Here is a 22,449-nt window from a genome sequence, read left to right on the forward strand (position 1 = left end):
AAGGCTGCGAACGATTTTGAACCGTTCGCAGCCTTCGGCAACTCCAGCAGGAAACCCTTGGGATCCCCTGTTATTTACACATCAGATCAGCTCTGTGGCTCTTCGTCGTCCGGCGCAGCGTCGGCTTGCAGGTCGCCAGTATCGCCTTCTTCTGCGACATCCAGCGTTTCGCCTTCAATAGCGTCGCCTTCCAGCTCTTCACCGTCCAGCTCAACGCCTTCGAGTTCTTCGCCTTCGACTTCCGATGGCTCTTGCACGCGCTCCAGACCGACCAGTTTTTCGTCGCTGGCCAGCTTGATCAGCGTGACACCCTGGGTATTACGGCCCAGGCTGGAAACTTCGTCGACACGGGTACGAACCAGTGTGCCCTGATCGGAAATCAGCATGATTTCCTCGCCGTCGAGCACCTGAACCGCGCCGACCAGTCGGCCGTTACGTTCGTTGCTGACCATGGCGATAACGCCCTGACCGCCACGCTTGTATTCAGGGAACTCGGAGATCGCTGTGCGCTTGCCGAAACCACGTTCCGAAGCCGTGAGGATCTCGCTGCCTTCTTCCGGGATCAGCATCGAAATCAGCTTCTGCCCTGCTGGCAGGCGCATGCCGCGCACACCGCGAGCGGTACGGCCCATGGCGCGAACGTCGGATTCCTTGAAGCGCGTCACCTTGCCGCCGTCGGAGAACAGCATGATTTCCTGCTCGCCATCGGTAATGGCAGCGGAAATCAGGATGTCGCCTTCGTCCAGCTCCAGCGCGATGAGGCCGACGCTACGTTGACGGCTGAAAGCCACCAGCGGAGTTTTCTTGACGGTACCGTTGGCGGTGGACATGAAGATGAACGGCGCCTTCTTCTTGTCTGCAGCCTTGATACGCGCCTTACGCTCTTCTTCGGTCTCGGAACTGTGCTCGTCGTCGATTTCGCCTTCGATGACTTCGCCTTCTTCCTCGTCAGCCCGCTTGCGCATGGCTTCCAGATCTACCGGCAGCATGGTGGTGATGTACTCACCTTCACTGAGCGGCAGCAGGTTGACCAGCGGACGTCCGCGCGCAGCACGGGATGCTTCAGGGATTTCGTAAGTCTTGAGCCAGTACACCTTACCTTTGCTGGAGAACATCAGCAGCGTGGTGTGACTGTTGGCAACCAGCAGGTGAGCGATGTAATCCTCATCCTTGACGCCGGTAGCCGACTTGCCTTTACCGCCGCGACGCTGCGCCTGATAGACCGCCAATGGCTGGGTCTTGGCATAGCCGCCGTGGGAAATGGTGACGACGCGCTCTTCTTCGGTGATCAAGTCACCCAGCGTCAGATCCAGACGCGCATCGAGAATCTCGGTGCGGCGCACATCGCCGTATTCGGCGCGGATCAGCTCCAGCTCTTCGCGAATGACTTCCATCAGACGCGTGGCGCTGTTGAGGATGCGCAGCAGCTCGCCGATCTGGGCCAGGATTTCCTGGTACTCAGTCAGCAGTTTTTCGTGTTCCAGACCGGTCAGGCGGTGCAGACGCAGTTCAAGAATCGCCTGAGCCTGTTCCGGCGACAGGAAATACTTGCCGTCACGCAGGCCGTATTGCGGATCAAGGTTGTCCGGGCGGCAGGAATCAGCACCGGCGCGCTCGACCATTTCCACTACGGCGCTGGATTCCCAGGCGGTGGAAATCAGCCCGACCTTGGCTTCAGCCGGCGTCGGCGAGGCCTTGATCAGGGCGATAACCGGGTCGATATTCGACAGGGCAACGGCCTGACCTTCGAGCAAATGTCCACGTTCACGGGCTTTGCGCAGTTCGAAAACGGTACGACGGGTAACCACTTCGCGGCGGTGACGAACGAAGGCTTCGAGCAAATCCTTGAGGTTCAGGATTCGCGGGCGACCGTCGATCAGCGCAACAATGTTGATGCCGAACACCGCTTGCAGCTGAGTCTGGGCGTAGAGGTTATTGAGGATCACCTCAGGCACTTCGCCACGACGCAGCTCGATCACGACGCGCATACCGTCCTTGTCGGACTCGTCACGCAGCTCGGTGATACCTTCGAGTTTCTTCTCTTTAACCAGCTCGGCGATCTTCTCGATCAGGCGGGCTTTGTTCAGCTGGTACGGCAGTTCGGTGATGACGATCTGCTGGCGGCCACCGACCTTGTCGATGTCTTCCACCATCGAGCGGGCGCGCATATAAATGCGGCCACGACCGGTGCGGTAGGCTTCGACGATGCCAGCGCGACCGTTGATGATCGCGGCTGTCGGGAAGTCGGGGCCGGGGATGTACTGCATCAACTCGTCAATCGACAACTCGGGGTTGTCGATGAGCGCCAGGCAACCGTCGATGACTTCACCGAGGTTGTGCGGCGGAATGTTGGTCGCCATGCCCACGGCAATACCGCTGGAACCGTTGACCAGCAGGTTGGGAATACGCGTCGGCATGACCGCGGGGATCATTTCCGTGCCGTCGTAGTTCGGCACCCAGTCCACGGTCTCTTTGTGCAGGTCAGCCAGCAGCTCGTGCGCCAGCTTGGTCATGCGCACTTCGGTGTATCGCATGGCAGCGGCGTTGTCGCCATCCACCGAACCGAAGTTGCCCTGGCCGTCTACCAGCAGGTAGCGCAGCGAGAACGGCTGCGCCATCCGAACGATGGTGTCATAGACAGCGGTGTCGCCGTGCGGGTGGTACTTACCGATAACGTCACCGACCACACGGGCGGATTTCTTGTACGGCTTGTTCCAGTCGTTACCCAGCTCGCTCATCGCGAACAGCACACGCCGGTGCACGGGCTTCAAGCCATCGCGCGCATCCGGCAGTGCCCGACCGACGATCACGCTCATCGCGTAGTCGAGGTAGGACTGTTTCAGCTCGTCTTCGATATTGACCGGGAGGATTTCTTTGGCCAGTTCGCCCATGAGAAGCCTGATTCCTTTTTCTGGTGAAACTTCGTCACATCCATGCGGGACGAACGAAGCTCGCCGCTGCTGGCATTTGCCTGGCAACGACTTACGACAAATCAACGAGTTAAGCTCTGGATCTGCGCAGTAAGGACGGCTACGAATAGCGCCCTTGGAAACCGCCGGATGTTACCACAAACGCCGCTACGCACCTATCCTTTGAAAGCCCTGAAAATGAGCCACGGCTCTGTAAGACGCCTGAGAAACGCTTACAGGACCGCATAGCACCCTCCTGACAAACGACTGATGGCGCAACAAAGCACTCAATGCAGGCGTTTACGACACATCAATTGAGTCATTTTCGCGGCATCCGGACGCTCGACGATGCCCTTCTCAGTAACGATCGCGTCAATCAGGTCAGCCGGGGTCACATCAAAAACGGGATTGAACGCATCGACGTCCGCGCCAACTCGCTGCCCGCCTATTTCCAGCAGTTCGCGACCCTCGCGCTCTTCGATGACGATGTCTTCGCCGCTGGCGGTGTCCATATCGATGGTCGAACTCGGTGCCACGACCATGAAGCGCACGCCATGATGCATGGCGGCCACGGCCAGTTGATAGGTGCCGATCTTGTTCGCCACATCGCCATTGGCGGTAATCCGGTCCGCGCCGACAATCACCCAGGTGATGCCTTTGGTGCGCATCAGGTGCGCTGCGGCGGAATCGGCGTTGAGCGTCACGGGAATGCCTTCGTTGGCCAGCTCCCAGGCAGTGAGTCGCGAACCTTGCAGCCATGGCCGGGTTTCATCGGCGTAGACACGTTCGATCATGCCTTCCAGGTACGCCGCGCGAATCACACCCAGGGCCGTACCGAAACCACCCGTGGCCAGTGCGCCGGTATTGCAGTGAGTCAGGACGGTCTGCAGATTGCCTTGATGCTTGCGAATCAGATCGGCGCCCAGTTGCGCCATGGTCAGGTTGGCTTCCCGGTCGCTCAGGTGAATCGCCACCGCCTCGGCTTCCAGCGCTCGCAGCGCATCATCGCTGTCTTTGACGCGCTGCAGACGATCACGCATGCGGTTCAGCGCCCAGAACAGATTGACTGCCGTAGGCCGCGAATCCGCCAGCACCTGAAAATCTTCCTCCAGCGCAGCCACCCAATCGCCGCCCGCCGCAATCCGCGCACGCGCGCCCAACACGACACCATAGGCGGCGCTGATACCGATTGCCGGCGCGCCGCGTACCACCATCGAGCGAATCGCCTCGGCGACGCCCGCGGCACTGGTATAGGCCAGCCAGATTTCCTGGAACGGCAGAACCCGCTGATCCAGCAGATGAAGAGCGTCATCCCGCCAATCGATGGCTTTCACCTTCTCCGCAGCCATAAGTCGATCGCGCATTGCACACCCCATACTAAAAACCAATGCCGGATACCAAAAGCCGCCGATTATAGCGAGCCGCCCGCGAAGACGCTCGGGTATACTTCGCCGTCCCTGTAATAAGCTCTGGAAACCCAGTCATGCCCAACCCTTCAGCCCCCCTCGATCTCCTGCTCCTGCCCACCTGGCTGGTGCCGGTCGAACCTGCTGGCGTGGTTCTCAAGGAGCACGGCCTGGGTATTCGCGATGGCTGTATCGTTTATATCGGTCCACGCGCCGAGGCGGTCAAGCAAGCGACGCTGAAAACCCTGGAATTGCCGGGCATGCTGCTCAGCCCCGGCCTGATCAACGCCCACGGCCACGCGGCGATGACGCTGTTTCGTGGCCTGGCCGACGATTTGCCGCTGATGACCTGGCTGGAAGAACACATCTGGCCCGCCGAAGGCAAATGGGTTAACGAAGACTTTGTTCGCGACGGCACGGATCTGGCGATTGCCGAACAGATAAAGGGCGGCATCACCTGTTTCTCGGACATGTACTTCTTCCCGAAAGTTGCCGCCGATCGCGTGCATGTCAGCGGCATGCGCGCGCAAATTACCGTGCCGGTGCTGGATTTCCCGATTCCCGGCGCCCGCACCACCGACGAAGCGCTGCATACGGGCGTCGAGCTGTTCAACGACCTGATCCATCACCCGCGTATAACAGTCGCATTCGGTCCTCACGCGCCGTACACCGTCGGCGATGGCAACCTGGAGAAGATCCGGGTCATCGCCGATGAGCTCGACGCGATGATTCAGATGCACGTTCACGAAACGGCCTTTGAAGTCGGTCAAGCTGTAGAGCTGACCGGCGAGCGACCGCTGGCCCGCCTGAATCGCCTGGGCATGCTCGGGCCGCGTTTTCAGGCAGTGCACATGACCCAAATCAGCGATGAGGACCTGGCTTTGCTGGTAGAAAGCAACTCCAGCGTCATTCATTGCCCTGAGTCGAACCTGAAACTTGCCAGCGGCTTCTGCCCGGTCGAACGTCTGTGGCAGGCTGGCGTCAATGTAGCAGTGGGTACCGACGGCGCGGCCAGTAACAACGACCTGGATTTGCTGGGCGAAACACGCACCGCAGCGCTGTTGGCGAAAGCGGTCGCTGGCTCTGCCACGGCGCTGGACGCCCATCGTGCCTTGCGCATGGCCACGCTGAATGGCGCGCGGGCGCTGGGCATTGCGCAAGTCACCGGTTCGCTGGAGATCGGCAAGGCGGCAGATATCGTCGCCTTCGACCTGAGCGGCCTGGCCCAGCAACCGATTTACGATCCGGTATCGCAGCTTATATATGCCACCGGCCGCGACTGCGTGAGCCATGTCTGGGTGGCCGGCAAGCAGTTGCTGGCAAACCGCCGCTTGACGCGCATGGATGAACAGGCGCTGTGCGAAACCGCCAAAGCCTGGGGCCAGCGCATTTCAGGCCAAACCGGCAACACGGAATAAAAGCTGAGCTGCGCTGGCACACATTTGCCAGCCTGGCGACACGATTTTTCAAGTTTAAGAGGACTTCCCATGAGCAACGTCGACCACGCTGAAATCGCCAAATTCGAAGCCCTGGCCCATCGCTGGTGGGATCGCAACAGTGAGTTCAAGCCGCTACACGATATCAATCCACTGCGCGTGAACTGGATCGACGAGCGCGTCAATCTGGCGGGCAAGAAGGTTCTCGACGTCGGCTGTGGCGGCGGCATTCTCAGTGAAGCCATGGCCCTTCGCGGCGCGACGGTTACCGGTATCGACATGGGCGAAGCGCCTCTGGCGGTGGCTCGACTGCACCAACTGGAGTCCGGGGTCAGCGTCGAATATCGGCAGATCACCGCCGAAGACCTGGCCGAGGAGCTGCCGGAGCAGTTCGACGTGGTGACCTGCCTGGAAATGCTGGAGCACGTGCCTGATCCATCTTCGGTGATCCGCGCCTGTTTCCGCATGGTCAAACCCGGCGGCCAGGTGTTCTTCTCGACCATCAACCGCAACCCCAAGGCGTATCTGTTCGCCATTGTCGGCGCTGAATACATCATGGGCCTACTGCCGCGCGGCACCCACGACTTCAAGAAATTCATCCGTCCTTCCGAACTGGGTGCCTGGAGCCGTGCTGCCGGCCTGCAGGTCAAGGACATCATCGGCCTGACGTACAACCCGCTGACCAAGCATTACAAGCTGGCGTCGGATGTCGACGTCAACTACATGATCCAGACCCTTCGGGAGGCGTAAGCCATGCGTTTGAGAGCGGTTCTATTCGACATGGACGGCACCCTGCTCGACACCGCTCCGGACTTCATCGCCATTTGTCAGGCGATGTTGGCGGAACGCGGCCTGCCGGCGGTAGATGACAAGCTGATTCGTGACGAGGTTTCCGGCGGCGCCAGGGCGATGGTTGCCGCAACGTTCGCCCTTTCCCCCAACGCCGAAGAATTCGAGGCGCTGCGCCTGGAGTTCCTCGAGCGCTACCAGCGCGACTGCGCGGTCCACAGCAAACTGTTCGATGGCATGGCCGAGCTGTTGGCGGATATCGAGAAGGCCAATCTGATCTGGGGCGTAGTTACCAACAAGCCAGTACGTTTTGCTCAGCCGATCATGGAACGGCTCGGCCTGGCAGAACGCTCGGCGCTGCTGATCTGCCCGGACCACGTGACCCACAGCAAACCGCACCCGGAGCCATTGATCCTGGCCTGCAAGATGCTCGACCTGGACCCGGCCAGTGTGCTGTTTGTCGGCGACGATCTGCGCGATATCGAGTCCGGCCGCGATGCCGGCACCAAGACCGCTGCCGTGCGCTACGGCTACATCCATCCTCACGACAATCCCGATCATTGGGGTGCGGATGTGGTGGTCGATCATCCGCTGGACCTGCGCAAAGTGCTGGATAACGCGCTGTGCGGGTGCTGAGACCTGACTTGCAGGAATGAGCTTGGTGGGAGCGAGCTTGCTCGCGAAGACGCCGGGACATTCGACACGTTTTGAAACTCTGGCGCGGCTTTCGCGAGCAAGCTCGCTCCCACAAAAAGCTCGCTCACGCCTTTGCAGGATTATTTTCAAGAGGTAACCCATGTTCGATTACACCCCTCGTCCTGACCTGCTGACCGGTCGGATAATTCTGGTTACCGGTGCCGGTCGCGGCATTGGTGCTGCTGCTGCCAAAACCTACGCAGCCCACGGCGCGACCGTGTTGCTGCTGGGCAAGACCGAAGCCAATCTGACTCAGGTCTATGACGAAATCGAAGCGGCTGGCCATCCTCAGCCGGTGGTTATCCCGTTCAACCTGGAAACCGCACAGCCTCATCAATACGATGAACTGGCGGCGATGATCGAAACTGAATTCGGTCATCTGGACGGCCTGCTGCACAATGCATCGATCATTGGCCCACGCACGCCACTGGAGCAGCTGTCCGGCGAGAACTTCATGCGCGTCATGCAGATCAACGTCAACGCGATGTTCATGCTGACCAGCACGCTGTTGCCGCTGCTCAAACTGTCCACGGACGCGTCGGTGGTGTTCACGTCCAGCAGCGTCGGACGCAAGGGGCGCGCTTACTGGGGCGCTTACGGGGTATCCAAGTTCGCCACTGAAGGCCTGATGCAAACCCTCGCCGACGAACTCGACACCGTCGCGGCGGTGCGCTCCAACAGCATCAACCCCGGCGCTACCCGCACCAGCATGCGCGCCCATGCCTACCCCGCTGAAAACCCGCTGAACAACCCTACGCCGGATGAAATCATGCCGGTCTATCTGTACCTGATGGGTCCCGATAGCACAGGGGTAAACGGTCAGGCTTACAACGCCCAATAAACCGTTTGATCAACAATGAATACAGGCATTTGCCAGGGTAAAAGTCACCCGGGCAAGTGCCAGTCAAATAACTGGCTCACTCTTTCTGTCATTTAACTGTCGCCCGACGACCAGCCTTTGGCAATTCGGTTCAATATCTATCTGAACTCAAAGGCATATATATAAATGAACTTGATTGCACAAGTTTCGCTCTAACCGAGCCAAGCCAGCAATATGTGCTGAGGAGTGAGACCATGATTTCTCCTACCCAGACCAACAATACCAACGCTATTGATTTCGACGCCGCCAAATTGCAACGACTGGGTTTTTGTAATAGGCAAAGTCAACACATCGTACCGCCGCCTGTCGACTTGTCCCAGTTGATACATCAACTCGGCCTGCATTTACAGACCAGTCTGGAAGTGGAACGGGTTCTCTCGATCTTTTTTCAAGGTGTGCAGCGCTGGATGTCCCTCAGTGCACTGACCTATGACCACCGCGACAGCGATTTGCATCTGCAGCTCGGCGAGCGCTCGCATCACAGCGCGAACTACAGCCTGAGTAACGAAGGCGAATACCTGGGAACCCTGCTGTTCCAGCGTAACCAACGGTTTACCGAGCAAGAGCTCGCAGACCTTGAGTCGCTGCTGGCCTGCCTGCTGTTCCCGATGCGAAATGCGCTGCTGTACCGCTCCGCCACGCAGAGCGCCCTGCGCGATCCGTTGACCGGAGCGGGTAACCGGATTGCAATGGACCAGACCCTGTCTCGGGAAATCGAGGTTGCCCGTCGCCACAAGCAGCCGTTGTCGTTGCTGATGCTGGACATCGACCACTTCAAACAGGTCAACGATACTTATGGGCATTCTTCAGGTGATGAAGTGCTCAAGGCGATCTCCCTGGCGATCAAGGGACAGCTGCGCAATATCGACCGGGTCTTCCGCTACGGTGGTGAAGAGTTCCTGATTGTGTTGTCGAACACCGGCCGCGAATCCGCGGCAATGATCGGCGAACGCCTGCGTCAGGCTGCACATGACTTGATCTACCCGATTCTGGACCATCCGCTGGAGCTGACCGTCAGCCTCGGCTGTTCGACACTGCTGCCGGCGGAGTCCGCCGACAGTCTGTTGCGTCGTGCCGATGCCGCGCTCTATGTCGCAAAGCGCGAAGGCCGTAATCGGCTGGCCATGGCAAGTTAATCCTCAGCTTTCAAGCTCGGCCGCCCGCGTACGATGCGTCGCCGTCTTGTCCAGTTGCATGCAGTGCTCCAAAAACAAGAACATATAGTCATAACTCTTGGTGACTGCCTGCCGCAACTCAGCCTGCAAGTGCTGACTCGGGTTGCTACCCGCCAGGGTACAGATGATCTCCAGCGCCTCCCATGGATGCGAATCGTCGTATTGCGCGTGCATCTTCAGCCACTTCATGGCGCGCTTTCTTGATTCTTCCGGAAACGACTCCGCGTACTCACCACTGGAACACACCACGGCCGACCATTCCCCCGTGGCGCCCTCGATGGCGTAGTTCGTCGCCGCGATTGCCACGATAAGCGAATCGGCCGAGCTGGTATGCCAACACCAATGACTCAACGCATGTAAGTGCGGCGATACCCGCTGCGCCTTCAGGTCATCCAGAGAAACGCCGTGGGCCTCACTCCAGTGGATCCAGTAATCGGCGTGATTGAGTTCCACCCGGATGTTGCGCATCAGCCAGCGCCGCGCCATATCTTCACCGGGATGACGGGCGAAACGGGTCTTGGCAAGATTGTTGGCCATATATACCGCGAACTGTTCAACTACCGGCCATCCGCCAATCAAATACTGACGCATGATCTTCGGACTAAGCTGGCCGTCACGCATGCGTTGATACAGCTCATGTTCGACGACTTTTGCCTTGGCACTGCTGCAGTCCTGGATTAGCTGCTGCGCCCAAACTGGATAACTACTGGCTTCCATAAGTGGACCGTTTCTGCTGAAAGCTTCGATCACTGTGTGGCTCCTTTTTTGGTGTAGGTTTCAGTATTGGTCAGCGAAATATTCCGGGCGTGCTGAACAGCAATGTTTTGGTCCGTACCGGCCGGGGCCGCAGACTTTCACACGTAAACAATGCTGGACGCTCGATCAGAAATCCTTGAGCAAAGTCCACTCCAATTTCCCGCAACGCCTCTTCAATTTCCGGCGTCTCGACAAACTCGGCAATGGTGCGCTTGCCCATGACATGACCAATGTGATTGATCACTTCGACCATAGCTCTATTGATGGGATTGTCGAGCATGTCTTTGACAAAACTTCCATCGATCTTCAAAAAGTCCACGGGCAAGTGTTTGAGGTATGCAAACGACGACATACCGGCACAAAAATCATCGAGTGAAAACTGGCATCCCAGGCTTTTCAATTCATTAATGAATCGAATTGCACTTCCCAGGTTGGCGATGGCACTGGTTTCGGTGATTTCGAAGCAAATCGATGAAGGCGCGATCTCATAGGTGCGAAATTGCAGCTTCAGGTATTCGAGGAACGCATCGTCGCCAATACTCGAACCGGACAGATTGATCGCACAGACCACCAGCGGGCCGTCGTAACTTTTATCCTCGGCACATTGCGCGATGATCTTGAACACGTTCTGCACCACCCAGCGATCCAGCGTGGTCATCAAGCCATAGCGTTCGGCGGCCGGGATAAAACTGTCGGGCTGGATCATCCGCCCGGACTCGTCACGCAGGCGCAGCAGAATTTCGATATGTCCCGCTTGCCCGCCGCCATGGCTGATGTCGGAGATTTCCTGGGCATACAGGCAGAAGCGGTTTTCTTCCAGGGCCAGATGCAGGCGCTGGATCCAGGCCATCTCGCCGAAGCGCACGGAAACCTCTGAATCGTCGGCGTGATAGACCTGCACGCGATTGCGGCCCTTCTCCTTGGCCATGTAGCACGCCATGTCAGCGGCGCGCAGCGAAGCCTCAAGGGTGGTCGGAACATGGGAGATATGCACCAGGCCGATGCTGACGGTGGTGACAAATGGTCGGCCTTTCCAGACAAAATGCAGGCTTTGCACCGTCTGACGCAGGGTTTCGGCGATCTTTTCCGCCAGGTGCGGCGGGCAGTCTTCCAGCAATATGCCGAACTCGTCGCCGCCCAGTCTGGCCAAGGTGTCACCTTCACGCAGACCTTGCTGCAACAACGCGCAGATATGTCGTAACAACTCATCACCCGCCGCGTGCCCGCTGGTGTCGTTGACCAATTTGAATTGATCGAGATCCAGGTACATCACCGAATGCCGACTCGGCTGACGGGTAAGACCGATCAGCGCAAGATCCAGACGCTGCTCGAACTCCCGTCGATTGGCGAGCCCGGTCAACGCATCGTGGGTGGCCTGCCAGGACAGATTGGCAATGTATTGATGCTCTTGCGTCATGTCGTGCAGCACCAGCACGGTACCGCTGATCTTGCCATCGGTCTGGATCGGCGACCCCACCAGAGCGACCGAGACGGTGCTGCCGTCGAGCCGCTGAATCAACTTGGAATGTTCGCTGCCGCCAATCAATTTGCCGCTGAGGATGCGCTCGATCAGGCTATGGCTGTCCTTCTGATCATTTTCGTCAAGCAGGCTGAACAAAGCAGCCAAAGGCAATCCGCTGGCCTGAGCACTCTTCCAGTGCGTCAGCCTTTCAGCCGCCGGGTTCATGTAGACGATCGAGCCTTCGACGTCAGTCGTGATGACCCCTTCGCCAATGGATTCCAGGGTAATTTGCGCCCGCTCCTTCTCGATCTGCAACGCATCGGCGAATGCGTGACGTTGGGCGAGCAGCTTGTAGGTTCGCAACAAAGCCAGAATGATCAAGACCACGGCAGTCGCAAGGTTGACGATCAATAACAGCCGCAGAATGCTCCTTGATCCTGCACCCAGTGCGTCGCTGAAGGCTTTCGCCGTAGGCGTCACGTCTTCATTGATCGTATTGATCTCAGCACGCCAGCGGACTGCATCGCCGTAAGTTGCTTCGCCCGAGTTGATGCGCCCATGCATCTGGCGCGCAATATCATCCAGCCGCATCAAGTACTCGTCGCCCTGAACCCACAGATCCACGGCCTTTTGCATATAGCCGTAGTGCTGAAAGTTCAGGTACAGCCAGATGACTCCGGAAACATCGTCGGGGTGATTACCGCCCTGCAGGATGCCTTGCCGCGCAAGATCGAGCGCCGGCTTGGGTTGGTCCAGTGCCAGTCGGGCCAGATGGCCGCCTTTGGGTACGGCGATGGCTTGTTGATAGTTGAGATAGTCGAGTTCGTCACGGCTGTTGGCGTAAAGACTCAAGTAATAGATGGCGTCCTTTTGCCCTTTGGACCAAAGGCTCTCGCCGGCGACATAGCTGCGCACGGCTGACAGCGTGTACAAGCTGACGCAGCCAAGCAAAGCCTGGAACAACGCAACAGCAATAAATGGCCAGACAATCCCCAGCAAGCGGGGCTTTTCGAGTATCCGCTTTTGCCTCATGGTTTCCCTTTCATAAGCGTTAGCGTTGCCAGATGCTCAACAAGCGGCCTGATCAATTTCATCCTTGCCTCAGACTAGGCTAATTCCATGAAAAGGTCGGAGGATTTTCTCAACGATGAAACAGACTGGCGCTGCGTCGTGATCATGACGCAGCGCCTATAAGAAGACGGATCAGGAGAACGTTAGTTCTCGGTAGTTTTCGGGAAATTCTGAGCTGATTCTGAATCAGCGTCCGTCAGATATGTTGCAGATGGCCGTAAAGCCTGGCGTACAGCCCGCCATCGGCAATCAGCTGTTGATGATCACCCTCTTCGGCAATTCTGCCGCCATCGAACACCAGCACCCGATCCGCCTGTTTAACCGCTGACAGGCGATGCGCAATGATCAGCGTCGTGCGCCCGTGAAGGAAGCGCGACAAGGCCTGATGCAAGCTGTATTCAGTAGCGGCATCCAGCGCCGACGTGGCTTCGTCGAGGATCACCACCTTGGGATCGGACAACACCATTCTGGCGATGGCCAGTCGCTGACGCTGCCCGCCGGACAAGCGCACCCCGGAACGCCCGACGATACTGTCCAGCCCATCGGGGAAGGCGCGAATCGTCGGCGCCAGTTGAGCAATCTCCAAGGCCCGCCAGCAGGCTTCGTCGCTGCGCTCGCGACCCATGCTCAGGTTGGCGCGCACGGTATCGTTGAACAGCGCGGGATGTTGCAGAACCACTGCGACGTTTTCCCGGACGGTTTCCAGACCAATCTCCTCCAGGCTCGCCCCACCGAAACGGATCGTGCCGGATTGCGCCGTGTACAACCCCAGCAGCAGCTGCACCAGCGTGCTTTTACCGCCGCCACTGGCACCGACGATGGCGACTTTCTCGCCAGGGGCGATCGTCAGGTTCAGTTGGTCCAGAACATTCTCCTCGCCATAGGCGAAACTCAGGCCGCGAATTTCGATGCCGACGGTTTCCTGCTCCGCGAACGGATCGACACCGCCCGGATATTGCGGCTCGTCGGCGCGGGCCAGCAACTCGTTGATCCGCGTCAGCGCGCCGCCAGCGGCGTACCAGGCGTATTGCAGATTCAATAATTGCTCGACCGGACCGATCATGAACCACAGGTAACTGAATACCGCGAGCATCTGCCCGATGGACAAGTCGGAAAACAACACGGTGAGCATCGCCGCGGCACGAAAGATATCGATGCCGAACTGAAACAACAGCCCGCTGGCACGACTCGAAGCATCGCTTTTCCATTGCGAGGCGATGGCGTAATCGCGAACTTCCTGAGCGCGCAAGCCAAGCCGACCGAGAAAATAACCCTGACGATTGCCGGCGCGAACTTCCTGGATCGAGTCCAGGGTTTCAGTCAGGGCCTGGGTAAAGCGCGAGGTGCTGTCGTTTTCCTGCTTCTTCAGATGCTTGACCCGCTTGCCCAGCTTGACCGTGGCATAAATCACCAGCGGGTTGAACAGCATGATCAACAGGGCAAGCTTCCAGTGCATCCACACCAGAATCCCGGCGGTTCCGGCCAGGGTCAGCATGGCGACCAGAAAGCGACTGAGGGTGTCGCCGATAAATTTGTCCACGGTGTCGAGGTCGGTGACCAGATGCGTGGTCACGGTGCCACCACCGAGGCTTTCATACTCGCCCAGGGATATCCGCTTGAGCCGCTCGATCAGCCGGATGCGAACCCGGTAGACGATGTCCTTGGACAACCGGGCGAAAAGCCGCGCCTGAATGACGTTGAACACCAGCGCACCCAGGCGCAGAAACACCGTGGCGAGCAACATCAGGCCGATATAGCCGACCGAGGTTTGCAGGCTGTCAGGCAGGAAGCGGTTCATGAATTTGAGGGCGCTGTCGCCATGGCCGAGCAGCACTTCGTCCACCAGCAGCGGCAGCAGCAATGGAATCGGCACGCTGCACAAGGTCGCCAGCACGGCGACACCATTGGCAATCCACAAGGCTTTTTTATGGCGCACTGCCAAGCGTCGAATTTCTGCCCAGCTCAGCCGATCGATGCGCCCGGACCGGTCGCTCGCGCCTTGTTCAGGTTCATGCACTGGCGGCACGCTCCAGCCATCGACCGAGCAGCGGCGAGAGATCTTCCAGGGATTGATAACCATTGGTCAGCAACGCCAACTGACCGTTGCGTTCAGCCAGCAAGGTAGGAAACCCGGCGATACCGAGGTCCTGAACCCAGGCAAAATCGGCAGCCGTCGCGGCATGTTGCTCAGCGCTGTCGAACGCCTCGGCGAATTCAATGCGTGGCAAGCCAGCCTGCTCGGCCAGTTCGGTCAGCAACGCTGCCTGGGTCACATCGCGGCCGTCAAGATAGAACGCTTGTTGAATGAGTCTGACCAGGCGCCACGCGCTGTCCGGATCGAGGCTGCGCGCAGCCACCACCGCCCGACAGGCGGGCTCGGTATCGTAGACAAAGCCATCGGGCAACGCATCGTCAAAACGGAAAGGTTGCCCGGTGGTTTGCGCCACCGCCTGCCAGTGTTCGAGGATGTACCGACGGGTCGACGGGTCCAGCGCCGCGCCACTGCCGGTGCGCAACCCGCCCACCACCAGTTGCAAGGTCATGCCCCCCGCCTGCGCCTGCTCGACCAACGCCTTGGCCACGTCGGCAAAGCCCCAGCACCAGGAACACATCGGGTCCATTACATAGAGCAGGCGAGCAGACATGGATCAAGCCTCGGTTGGCAGACGATAGTTACGGCCGATAGGGTGTGGCTGATTGCGCTGCTTCGCCAGTTCGATCTGCTTCTGGCGATCGATGGCGCTGCGGCGGGTTTTCTCGCTCAGCGTGTCCCAGCAATGCGGGCAGCTGATGCCAGCGGTGTAGTGTTCGCTGGCGCGGTCTTCGGCATTGATCGGCGTACGGCAGGCGTGACATTGATCGTAGTCGCCTTCGGTCAGGTCATGGCGCACGGTGACGCGATTATCAAAAACGAAACACTCGCCACGCCACAGGCTTTCTTCCTGAGGCACTTCTTCCAGGTACTTGAGAATCCCGCCCTTGAGGTGGAAAACCTCGCCGTATCCTTCGCCGAGCATATAACTCGAGGCTTTTTCACAGCGGATACCACCGGTGCAGAACATGGCGACTTTCTTGTGCACCGCCGGGTCAAAGTGTTCCTTGATGTACTCGGGAAACTCGCGAAAGCTGGTGGTCTTCGGGTCGATGGCGCCTTCGAAGGTACCGATGGACACTTCATAATCGTTGCGAGTGTCGATCACCAGCACTTCCGGATCGCTGATGATCGCGTTCCAGTCCTGCGGATTGACATAGGTGCCCACGGATTTATTCGGGTCCACGCCTTCGACGCCCAGGGTGACAATCTCTTTCTTGAGCTTGACCTTGGTGCGGTAGAAGGGTTGCTCGTCGCAGTACGACTCCTTGTGATCGATGTCGTCCATGCGCGGGTCGTTCTTCAGCCAGGCCATCAGCCCGTCGATGCCTTCACGGCTACCGGAGACGGTGCCGTTGATGCCTTCTTCGGCAATCAGCAGCGTGCCTTTGATGCCATTGTCGACCATCGCCTGCAGCAGCGGTTCGCGCAGGGCAACGTAGTCGCTGAGCGTGACAAACTTGTATAGCGCGGCCACGACGATCGGTTGAGTCATCGGCTGTTGTGTCATGTGTTTCTCCAGGTGGCGACCCTCGCAAAGGGCCTACCGGATCAAAATTCGGAATGAAAAACGCGCCGACAGAGCGGCGCGTGCGGATTCTAGCAAAAATCAGGGTTAATCCGGTAACCCCCGTCAGGCGACGGTCAATGACCACCCGCGCAGGTCGGCGAGGCAGGCGCCGCACCGGTCTTAGCCCATTCTTGCGGGGTAAAGGTGTGCAACGCCAACGCGTGGAACTCACCCATCAGGCCGCCCAGAATGCCGTAGACCTTCTGGTGACGCTTGACGGCGTTGAGCCCCTCGAATTGCTCGCTGACGATAATCGCCTTGTAGTGAGTCTGCTCACCGCGACTGTGCATGTGGCTCTCGTCGAGCACTTGCAGGTGCAGTGGCTGAAACACGGCCAATGCCGATTCGATTCGCTTTTGCATGGTCATGACAGGTCTCGCCCGATCAGTCGGTTAAGGCTTTTTGGCTGGAGCAGGAGCTGCCTTGGCAGGTTCCAGTTCCGCAGTCATGTCAGCCAGCAGCTTGTTGACGACAGGCACTGCGCTTTCCAGTTTGCTCTGGGTCAGTTGAGCCGACTGTTGAGTCATCTCAGGCATCTTGGTCAATACTTTCTTGCCCAGTGGAGACTGGTAGAACGCGACCAGATCCTTCAACTCGCTTTCGGTGAAGTTGGCGGTGTAGAGCTTGATCATGTCTGGTTTCAGCTTGTTCCAGCCGATCGCCTGATCCAGCGCTGCGTTAGCTTTGGCCTGATAGGTTTCAAGCAACGCTTTTTTCGCTTCAGGGGCTTTGGTTTCGGCAAAGCGTTGAGCAAACATCTGTTGCACTTGCATGTAGACCGGGGTGCCCAGCTTGTCAGCATGAGCCAGCTTGAGGAACGTTTCGGCACTGGCGTTATGGCTGGCGGTATCGGCAAGAACCTGGCCGCTGGCACAAACCAGTACAACCGCAGTACAAATGGCACGAAGACGGGTCATCGAGTTTCCTTTCTAGCAGGCGAGGCAATACCTCAAGGCCGACCATTCTGCGCCCATGTCCGCTTTTGGCTCAACCCCTGACACGCCGAGCGGTTAAAAACGCTAATTAGGGAACCCAATATGGATACCAAAGCCTAAACTTCGCATTGATGCGCACTGAACTTTGAGGAGTGAACCCGTGAGTCGTACTGAAACTGACAGCCTTGGCCCGATCGAAGTCCCCGATGACGCCTACTGGGGAGCACAGACTCAACGTTCGCTGATCAATTTTGCGATTGGCGATCAGCGTATGCCGGTGCCGGTGCTGCACGCCCTGGCGCTGATCAAGAAGGCTGCGGCCCGGGTCAATGACCGCAATGGCGACCTGCCCGCCGACATTGCCCGACTGATCGAGCAGTCCGCCAACGAAGTGCTGGCCGGCGAGCACGACAGCCAGTTCCCGCTGGTGGTCTGGCAAACCGGCTCTGGCACGCAGAGCAACATGAACGTCAACGAAGTGATTGCCGGGCGCGCCAATGAGCTGGCCGGACAAGGCCGTGGCGGCAAGACGCCGGTACACCCGAACGATCACGTCAACCGCTCACAAAGCTCCAACGATTGCTTCCCGACCGCGATGCACATCGCTGCCGCCCAGGCAGTGAAAGAGCAGCTGCTGCCAGCGATCGCCGAGCTGTCCAACGGCATCGCCGAGCAGTCGGCGCGGCATATGAAACTGGTCAAGACCGGCCGCACGCACATGATGGACGCGACGCCGATCACCTTTGGCCAGGAGCTTTCCGCGTACGTCGCGCAGCTCGATTACGCCGAGAAAGCCATTCGCGCCACCCTGCCCGCCGTTTATGAACTGGCCCAGGGCGGCACAGCGGTCGGCACGGGCCTGAATTCGCCTCATGGTTTCGCCGAAGCGGTCGCCGCTGAGCTGGCGGCATTGTCCGGCCTGCCTTTCGTTACCGCGCCCAACAAGTTTGCTGCGCTGGCCGGTCATGAGCCGCTGACGGCGTTGTCCGGGGCCCTGAAAACCCTGGCCGTGACCTTGATGAAAATCGCCAACGACCTGCGTCTGCTGGGCTCCGGCCCACGTGCCGGCCTGGCTGAAGTCAAACTGCCAGCCAACGAACCCGGCAGTTCGATCATGCCCGGCAAGGTCAATCCGACTCAGTGCGAAGCGCTGTCGATGCTGGCCTGCCAGGTCATGGGCAACGACGTCACCATCGGTTTCGCCGCGAGCCAGGGTCACCTGCAACTGAACGTCTATAAGCCCGTGATCATTCATAACCTGCTGCAATCCATTCGCCTGCTCGGCGACGGCTGCAGCAACTTCAACGAACACTGCATCGCCGGCATGGAGCCGGATGCGGAAAAAATGGCTGAACACCTCGAACGCGGCCTGATGCTGGTGACGGCGCTCAACCCGCACATCGGCTATGACAAGTCCGCACAGATCGCCAAGAAGGCCTACAGTGAGGGGCTGACGTTGCGCGAAGCGGCGCTGGCCCTGGGCTATCTGACCGATGCCGAGTTCGACGCCTGGGTCCGCCCGGAAAAAATGCTCGAGGCTGGCAGCAATGGTTGATCCGAAAAGCGGCGCGACACCCCTGGAAGGGTATGGCAAACGCATCCTGATGATTTTCGGTACGCCGAAATCCGCAAGCTTCGGGCACGCGCTGGGCGAGGCTTATGCCTTGGGCGCGCGCAGCGAAGGGCATGTGGTGCGGATGCTCAAGCTGGGAGAACTGGATTTCGACCCCGTGTTGCATAACGGTTACGAACAAAGCCAGAACCTGGAGCATGATTTGCTCGAAGCCCAACGGGAGATCCATTGGGCCGAGCATCTGGTGTTCGTCTACCCGGTCTGGTGGGGCGGTTTGCCCAGCGTACTCAGCGGTTTTCTCGACCGGGTATTGATGCCCGGTTTCGCCTTCAAGACGCACGGTCGCAAGCACATTTCCAACGAACTGCTCAGAGGCCGCACGGCTGAGCTATTGGTGACCATGGACACCCCGCCGCGCTATTTCCGCTGGGTGTACGGCGCACCGGCGCATCGGCAGATGGTGCGTACCGTGCTGGCGTTCTGCGGGATCAAGACCAAACGCCTGACTGAATTCGCTCCCGTACGCATATCGAGCGAAGAACAGCGCCAGCAATGGCTGCGCCAGGCCGAAATGCTCGGGCGCAAATAGCCTGAAGTCACTTCAGAACAGCATCAGGATGGCAGTGCCAGCCTCGCCTTCCTTGCGCGCCATCCGGCAAGCATCGAAGGGCCGAGTGCAACCAGTGCCGAACCGGCCACCACCAGCACCGCGCCGCCGTAGCCCAGCAGGTTGATCTGCTCGGCTTGCACGTACTCGGGCCATAGCCAGGCAGCGATTGCCACGCAGGCAAAAGTCACCAGCGGGGTCAGCGCCAGCGTCGCACTGACGCGCGAAGCTTCCCAGTGGGCCAGCGCTTCGGCGAACGCGCCATACGCCACCAGCGTGTTCAGGCAGCAGGCCAGCAACAGCCAGCCTTGCAACGGGCTCAGATGCAATGCCTCGGCAGGATGCGCCCACGGCGTAACCAACAGCGCGCAGAACAGATAGATCACCATCATGACCTGCACCGAATTCCACACGGTCAGCAACTGCTTCTGGCTCAAGCCGTAGAACGTCCAGACCACCGCAGCCAGGAACACCGTCAGCACGCCTGCGGTGTATTCGCTCATGGACGTCAGCAATTCGCCAAGTCGCTGATTGAAGAACAGCGCAAAACCGATCAGCAGGACTGCAAGACCAAAACCCTGAGCAATACTGAAGCGCTCCTTGAACAGAAAAATACTGCTGATCAACAACAGAATTGGCCCCATCTGAATCATCAGCTGCGCAGTACCGGGGCTGAGCAGGTTCAGGCCGATCAGATACAGCACGTAGTTGCCCACCAGCCCCAATACCGCCAGCAGGACCAGGACTTTCCCCTTACGGCCCAGTACCTTGAAGCTCGGCAGGCGCTTGACTGATGCCAGCCATATGAACAGCAGCGATCCGGACACCAAAAGTCTGAACCACGTCACAGTGACAGGGTCCATTACTTGCAGCACTTGTTTGAGTTTGACGGGCAGGATGCCCCAGAGCAGCGCGGTCAACAGCGCCAGACACAGGCCGTAAATCCATCGGCCAGACGAGATGTGCATGAAGAATTCCCAGGCAAGTGCAAAGAGTGCAGGCGATCATTGTAGGCGCGGATTGCGACTCGACACAGTTGCAGTTGAGCGCGCGATACGGCCATAACTGTTTTAGTCGGACTTCGCGCCGTGCAGTTCCCCAGATTCATTTTTCAGCAGGAGAAGATCATGTTTGGCAAGCGTGAGCAGGACCCGACCCCCACCGTCCACTATCGCAGTGACCGTGTAACGCGGGTCAATGGCGAATATTTTTTCAGCACGCGGGAAAATACCCTTGAAGGTCCGTACCCCAACCGTACTGAAGCCGAGCGCGAAACCGAGGCTTATATTCAGCGCATGCAAGCCCTGAACGGGAGCTGGAAAGCGTCGCTGAACAGTTGATGTTCAGCCGTGATTGCGCGCGAAAGTGTCAGCGCCCATCGCCTTGATCTGCCCTTCGATCAAGGCTTCGAATGGGGTAAGCAAAGGGGCAAATGACTGCGGTGCTTCCAGGGTTTGCAAGGCGTGCGTGATCGCTTCAAGGGTAGACAACGCGTCCGGGCCAGGTGCCTTGCGCAGTCGGTAACGGGACTCGGGCACTTGCCCCAGCGTGACCCGTGGCAACGCCGCCAGCAAAGGATTGAGATGCAGCAATTTGCGCGCTTTGCGCCAGGTGCCGTCCGGCACGACCAGCAGCATCGGCAATGCGTCCTTGTCCTGCATGACCAATGGCTGCGCATCGTCGCCAGGAAATAACAGTCGCGCCTGATAACCCGGCGGATTGAGCAGCTCGTGCATGCCCTGGAAAACTTCACCGACGACCAACTGTGCGTTGTTCAAGCCCAGCGCCGCCAGCCGCCCGGTGTTCAATGCATGCTGAACTTCGCTGGGGTGCTGCAACACCAGCACCCGAGTGCGACTGTCCAGTTGCGGAATCAACCCGCACAAACAGTGGCTTTCGGGACGCAGGCAACGTTCACAGCGCGGGCGGGACATAGAAGCGTTCCTCAGAAAGGATGGGGTCAAACAGGATTGAGCTGCGCTTTCAGCAGATCACGGAAAGTTTGAATCAACGGTTCGCGGCTGCGACCCCGACGCACAATCATGGAAAACGGCGCCTGATAACCGAAGGTCGCCGGCAGCAGCACACGCAAGTGCCCCGAATCCACCCAGGAATGCGCATAGTGTTCCGGCAAATAGCCTATATAGGCGCCGGACAGCACCAGAATCAGCTGCGCTTCCATACTTTCCACGGTTGCGGCGCTGTGTTTGAAACCATGCCGGGCCAGTTCCGCCTGACTCCAGTAACCGCGTCCGACCATGCGCTGCTGGGCGATCACCGGCTCGGGAATACGCCGCTCGGCAAACAAGGTGTGGCGATTGCTGCAATACAGCCAATGCTGTTCGCGATACAGCGGCTGGTAAAGCAAGCCATTCATGCGTGTGGAGAACGAACCGATGGCCAGATCCAGACGGTTATCCAGCACGCCGAGCTGTAACTCGTAAGGGCTCATCACCGACAGATGCAAATGCACGGCGGGATGTTCTTCACTGTAGGCACCGATGACTTCGGCGAACGGCAAGGCCGGATCGCTCACCGTGGAGTCCAGCACGCCGAGGTTGAGCGTACCGCGCAGCTCGCCCTTGAGTGCAGCGGCGTACAGCTCGAAGCCTTCCAGCTCACCCAGCAGACGCAGGGTTTCCTGATGAAACAGCTCGCCTTTGCTGGTCAGACTGAACCCGCCCCGCCCCCGATGACACAGGACGATGCCCAGCGCCGCTTCCAGCTGGCTCATGTAAGTGCTGATCGCCGACGTGGAAAGATTGAGCTCCTGCTGCGCACTGGCAAAGCCCTGGTGGCGCACCACGCTGGCGAAAATACGCAGAAGTTTGAGATCGGGTAACGCGCTGGCCATGGGGGTTCCGGTAGACATTATGTGTTGAATCACGGCCCCGTAGGAGCGAGGCTTGCCCGCGAAGGGGCCGGTATAGGCAAAATATTCTCGGAGTCACAAAGGTAGATTTCGCGGGCAAGCCTCGCTCCAATAAATGAAACCCAAGGCCGCGCAGCTTAGCTCAAAACCGCATTAGTTTCGAAATCTCTAAACTAAGTATTTCGCCGCAGCGATTGTTCCCTGCTGCCCCACTTCCCAG

The 22,449-nt window shown here is 58.8% G+C and carries 20 protein-coding genes; 8 read left to right on the forward strand and 12 right to left on the reverse strand.

What is annotated here, in order from left to right; genetic code table 11:
* Positions 1-86 precede the first annotated feature (86 nt).
* Both gyrA and mtnA read right to left on the reverse strand, forming a co-directional pair.
* Positions 87-2,891, reverse strand: coding sequence for a DNA gyrase subunit A (gyrA, locus tag AFK24_RS04060; RefSeq protein WP_065832016.1), 2,805 nt, complete (start codon positions 2,889-2,891; stop codon positions 87-89).
* Between the two features lie 305 nt (positions 2,892-3,196).
* Positions 3,197-4,273 carry an S-methyl-5-thioribose-1-phosphate isomerase gene (gene mtnA / locus AFK24_RS04065; protein WP_065832017.1) on the reverse strand — a complete coding sequence of 359 codons (1,077 nt, stop codon included), beginning with the start codon at positions 4,271-4,273 and terminating at the stop codon, positions 3,197-3,199.
* Positions 4,274-4,392: 119 nt separating this feature from the next.
* Between mtnA and AFK24_RS04070 the strand changes: the two genes are divergently transcribed.
* From AFK24_RS04070 to AFK24_RS04090, 5 genes are all read left to right on the forward strand, one after another.
* Positions 4,393-5,733 carry a TRZ/ATZ family hydrolase gene (locus AFK24_RS04070; protein ID WP_065832018.1) on the forward strand — a complete coding sequence of 447 codons (1,341 nt, stop codon included), beginning with the start codon at positions 4,393-4,395 and terminating at the stop codon, positions 5,731-5,733.
* Positions 5,734-5,802: 69 nt separating this feature from the next.
* Positions 5,803-6,501, forward strand: a complete 699-nt coding sequence (gene ubiG / locus AFK24_RS04075) for a bifunctional 2-polyprenyl-6-hydroxyphenol methylase/3-demethylubiquinol 3-O-methyltransferase UbiG (RefSeq protein WP_065832019.1) — start codon at positions 5,803-5,805, stop codon at positions 6,499-6,501.
* A gap of 3 nt (positions 6,502-6,504) precedes the next feature.
* The gene (mupP, locus tag AFK24_RS04080) at positions 6,505-7,176 is read left to right on the forward strand and encodes an N-acetylmuramic acid 6-phosphate phosphatase MupP (protein WP_065832020.1); all 672 of its coding nucleotides are present in this window, start codon (positions 6,505-6,507) and stop codon (positions 7,174-7,176) included.
* A 160-nt stretch (positions 7,177-7,336) separates the two neighbouring features.
* Positions 7,337-8,077 carry a YciK family oxidoreductase gene (locus tag AFK24_RS04085; RefSeq protein ID WP_065832021.1) on the forward strand — a complete coding sequence of 247 codons (741 nt, stop codon included), beginning with the start codon at positions 7,337-7,339 and terminating at the stop codon, positions 8,075-8,077.
* Positions 8,078-8,310: 233 nt separating this feature from the next.
* Complete coding sequence (locus AFK24_RS04090; RefSeq protein ID WP_065832022.1) at positions 8,311-9,252, forward strand: GGDEF domain-containing protein; 942 nt, start codon at positions 8,311-8,313, stop codon at positions 9,250-9,252.
* Between the two features lie 3 nt (positions 9,253-9,255).
* On the opposite strand, the gene AFK24_RS04095 is transcribed toward AFK24_RS04090, so the two are convergent.
* The 7 genes from AFK24_RS04095 to AFK24_RS04125 all read right to left on the reverse strand — a co-directional run bounded on the left by AFK24_RS04095 (position 9,256) and on the right by AFK24_RS04125 (position 17,159).
* Positions 9,256-10,041, reverse strand: a complete 786-nt coding sequence (locus tag AFK24_RS04095) for a TenA family transcriptional regulator (RefSeq protein ID WP_065832023.1) — start codon at positions 10,039-10,041, stop codon at positions 9,256-9,258.
* Between the two features lie 37 nt (positions 10,042-10,078).
* Positions 10,079-12,541 (reverse strand): EAL domain-containing protein, encoded by a 2,463-nt coding sequence (locus AFK24_RS04100; protein WP_065832024.1) that lies wholly within the window; start codon positions 12,539-12,541, stop codon positions 10,079-10,081.
* Positions 12,542-12,776: 235 nt separating this feature from the next.
* A complete protein-coding gene (locus AFK24_RS04105; RefSeq protein ID WP_065832025.1) occupies positions 12,777-14,597 on the reverse strand; it encodes an ABC transporter ATP-binding protein in 1,821 nt (606 codons plus the stop codon).
* A complete protein-coding gene (locus AFK24_RS04110; RefSeq protein WP_170826282.1) occupies positions 14,590-15,192 on the reverse strand; it encodes a DsbA family protein in 603 nt (200 codons plus the stop codon). The genes AFK24_RS04105 and AFK24_RS04110 overlap by 8 nt, the downstream gene beginning before the upstream one ends.
* A 36-nt stretch (positions 15,193-15,228) precedes the next feature.
* Complete coding sequence (locus AFK24_RS04115) at positions 15,229-16,182, reverse strand: rhodanese-related sulfurtransferase (RefSeq protein WP_020289174.1); 954 nt, start codon at positions 16,180-16,182, stop codon at positions 15,229-15,231.
* A gap of 134 nt (positions 16,183-16,316) precedes the next feature.
* Entirely contained in the window at positions 16,317-16,610 is a 294-nt protein-coding gene (locus AFK24_RS04120; protein WP_065832027.1) for a BolA family protein, read from the reverse strand.
* A gap of 24 nt (positions 16,611-16,634) precedes the next feature.
* Complete coding sequence (locus AFK24_RS04125; RefSeq protein WP_065832028.1) at positions 16,635-17,159, reverse strand: DUF2059 domain-containing protein; 525 nt, start codon at positions 17,157-17,159, stop codon at positions 16,635-16,637.
* A gap of 178 nt (positions 17,160-17,337) precedes the next feature.
* Here AFK24_RS04125 and AFK24_RS04130 point away from each other — a divergent pair, with 178 nt between their 5' ends.
* Together AFK24_RS04130 and AFK24_RS04135 are read left to right on the forward strand one after the other, a co-directional pair.
* The gene (locus tag AFK24_RS04130; RefSeq protein WP_065832029.1) at positions 17,338-18,732 is read left to right on the forward strand and encodes a class II fumarate hydratase; all 1,395 of its coding nucleotides are present in this window, start codon (positions 17,338-17,340) and stop codon (positions 18,730-18,732) included.
* On the forward strand, positions 18,725-19,339 hold the full coding sequence (locus AFK24_RS04135; protein ID WP_065832030.1) for an NAD(P)H-dependent oxidoreductase: 615 nt from the start codon (positions 18,725-18,727) through the stop codon (positions 19,337-19,339). The genes AFK24_RS04130 and AFK24_RS04135 overlap by 8 nt, the downstream gene beginning before the upstream one ends.
* Before the next feature lie 23 nt (positions 19,340-19,362).
* Here AFK24_RS04135 and AFK24_RS04140 read toward each other — a convergent pair whose 3' ends face one another.
* Positions 19,363-20,325, reverse strand: coding sequence for a DMT family transporter (locus AFK24_RS04140; protein WP_065832031.1), 963 nt, complete (start codon positions 20,323-20,325; stop codon positions 19,363-19,365).
* Between the two features lie 159 nt (positions 20,326-20,484).
* Here AFK24_RS04140 and AFK24_RS04145 point away from each other — a divergent pair, with 159 nt between their 5' ends.
* Complete coding sequence (locus AFK24_RS04145; RefSeq protein ID WP_065832032.1) at positions 20,485-20,697, forward strand: DUF6316 family protein; 213 nt, start codon at positions 20,485-20,487, stop codon at positions 20,695-20,697.
* 3 nt (positions 20,698-20,700) lie between these two features.
* Here the strand turns inward: AFK24_RS04145 and AFK24_RS04150 are convergent, their stop codons facing one another.
* Together AFK24_RS04150 and AFK24_RS04155 are read right to left on the reverse strand one after the other, a co-directional pair.
* Positions 20,701-21,291 carry a tRNA-uridine aminocarboxypropyltransferase gene (locus tag AFK24_RS04150; protein ID WP_065832033.1) on the reverse strand — a complete coding sequence of 197 codons (591 nt, stop codon included), beginning with the start codon at positions 21,289-21,291 and terminating at the stop codon, positions 20,701-20,703.
* A 26-nt stretch (positions 21,292-21,317) separates the two neighbouring features.
* Complete coding sequence (locus tag AFK24_RS04155; RefSeq protein ID WP_065832034.1) at positions 21,318-22,211, reverse strand: LysR family transcriptional regulator; 894 nt, start codon at positions 22,209-22,211, stop codon at positions 21,318-21,320.
* Positions 22,212-22,449 lie beyond the last annotated feature (238 nt).

This window comes from Pseudomonas syringae, from assembly GCF_001698815.1.
In the GTDB taxonomy this organism is placed as follows: Bacteria; Pseudomonadota; Gammaproteobacteria; order Pseudomonadales; family Pseudomonadaceae; genus Aquipseudomonas; species Aquipseudomonas syringae_A.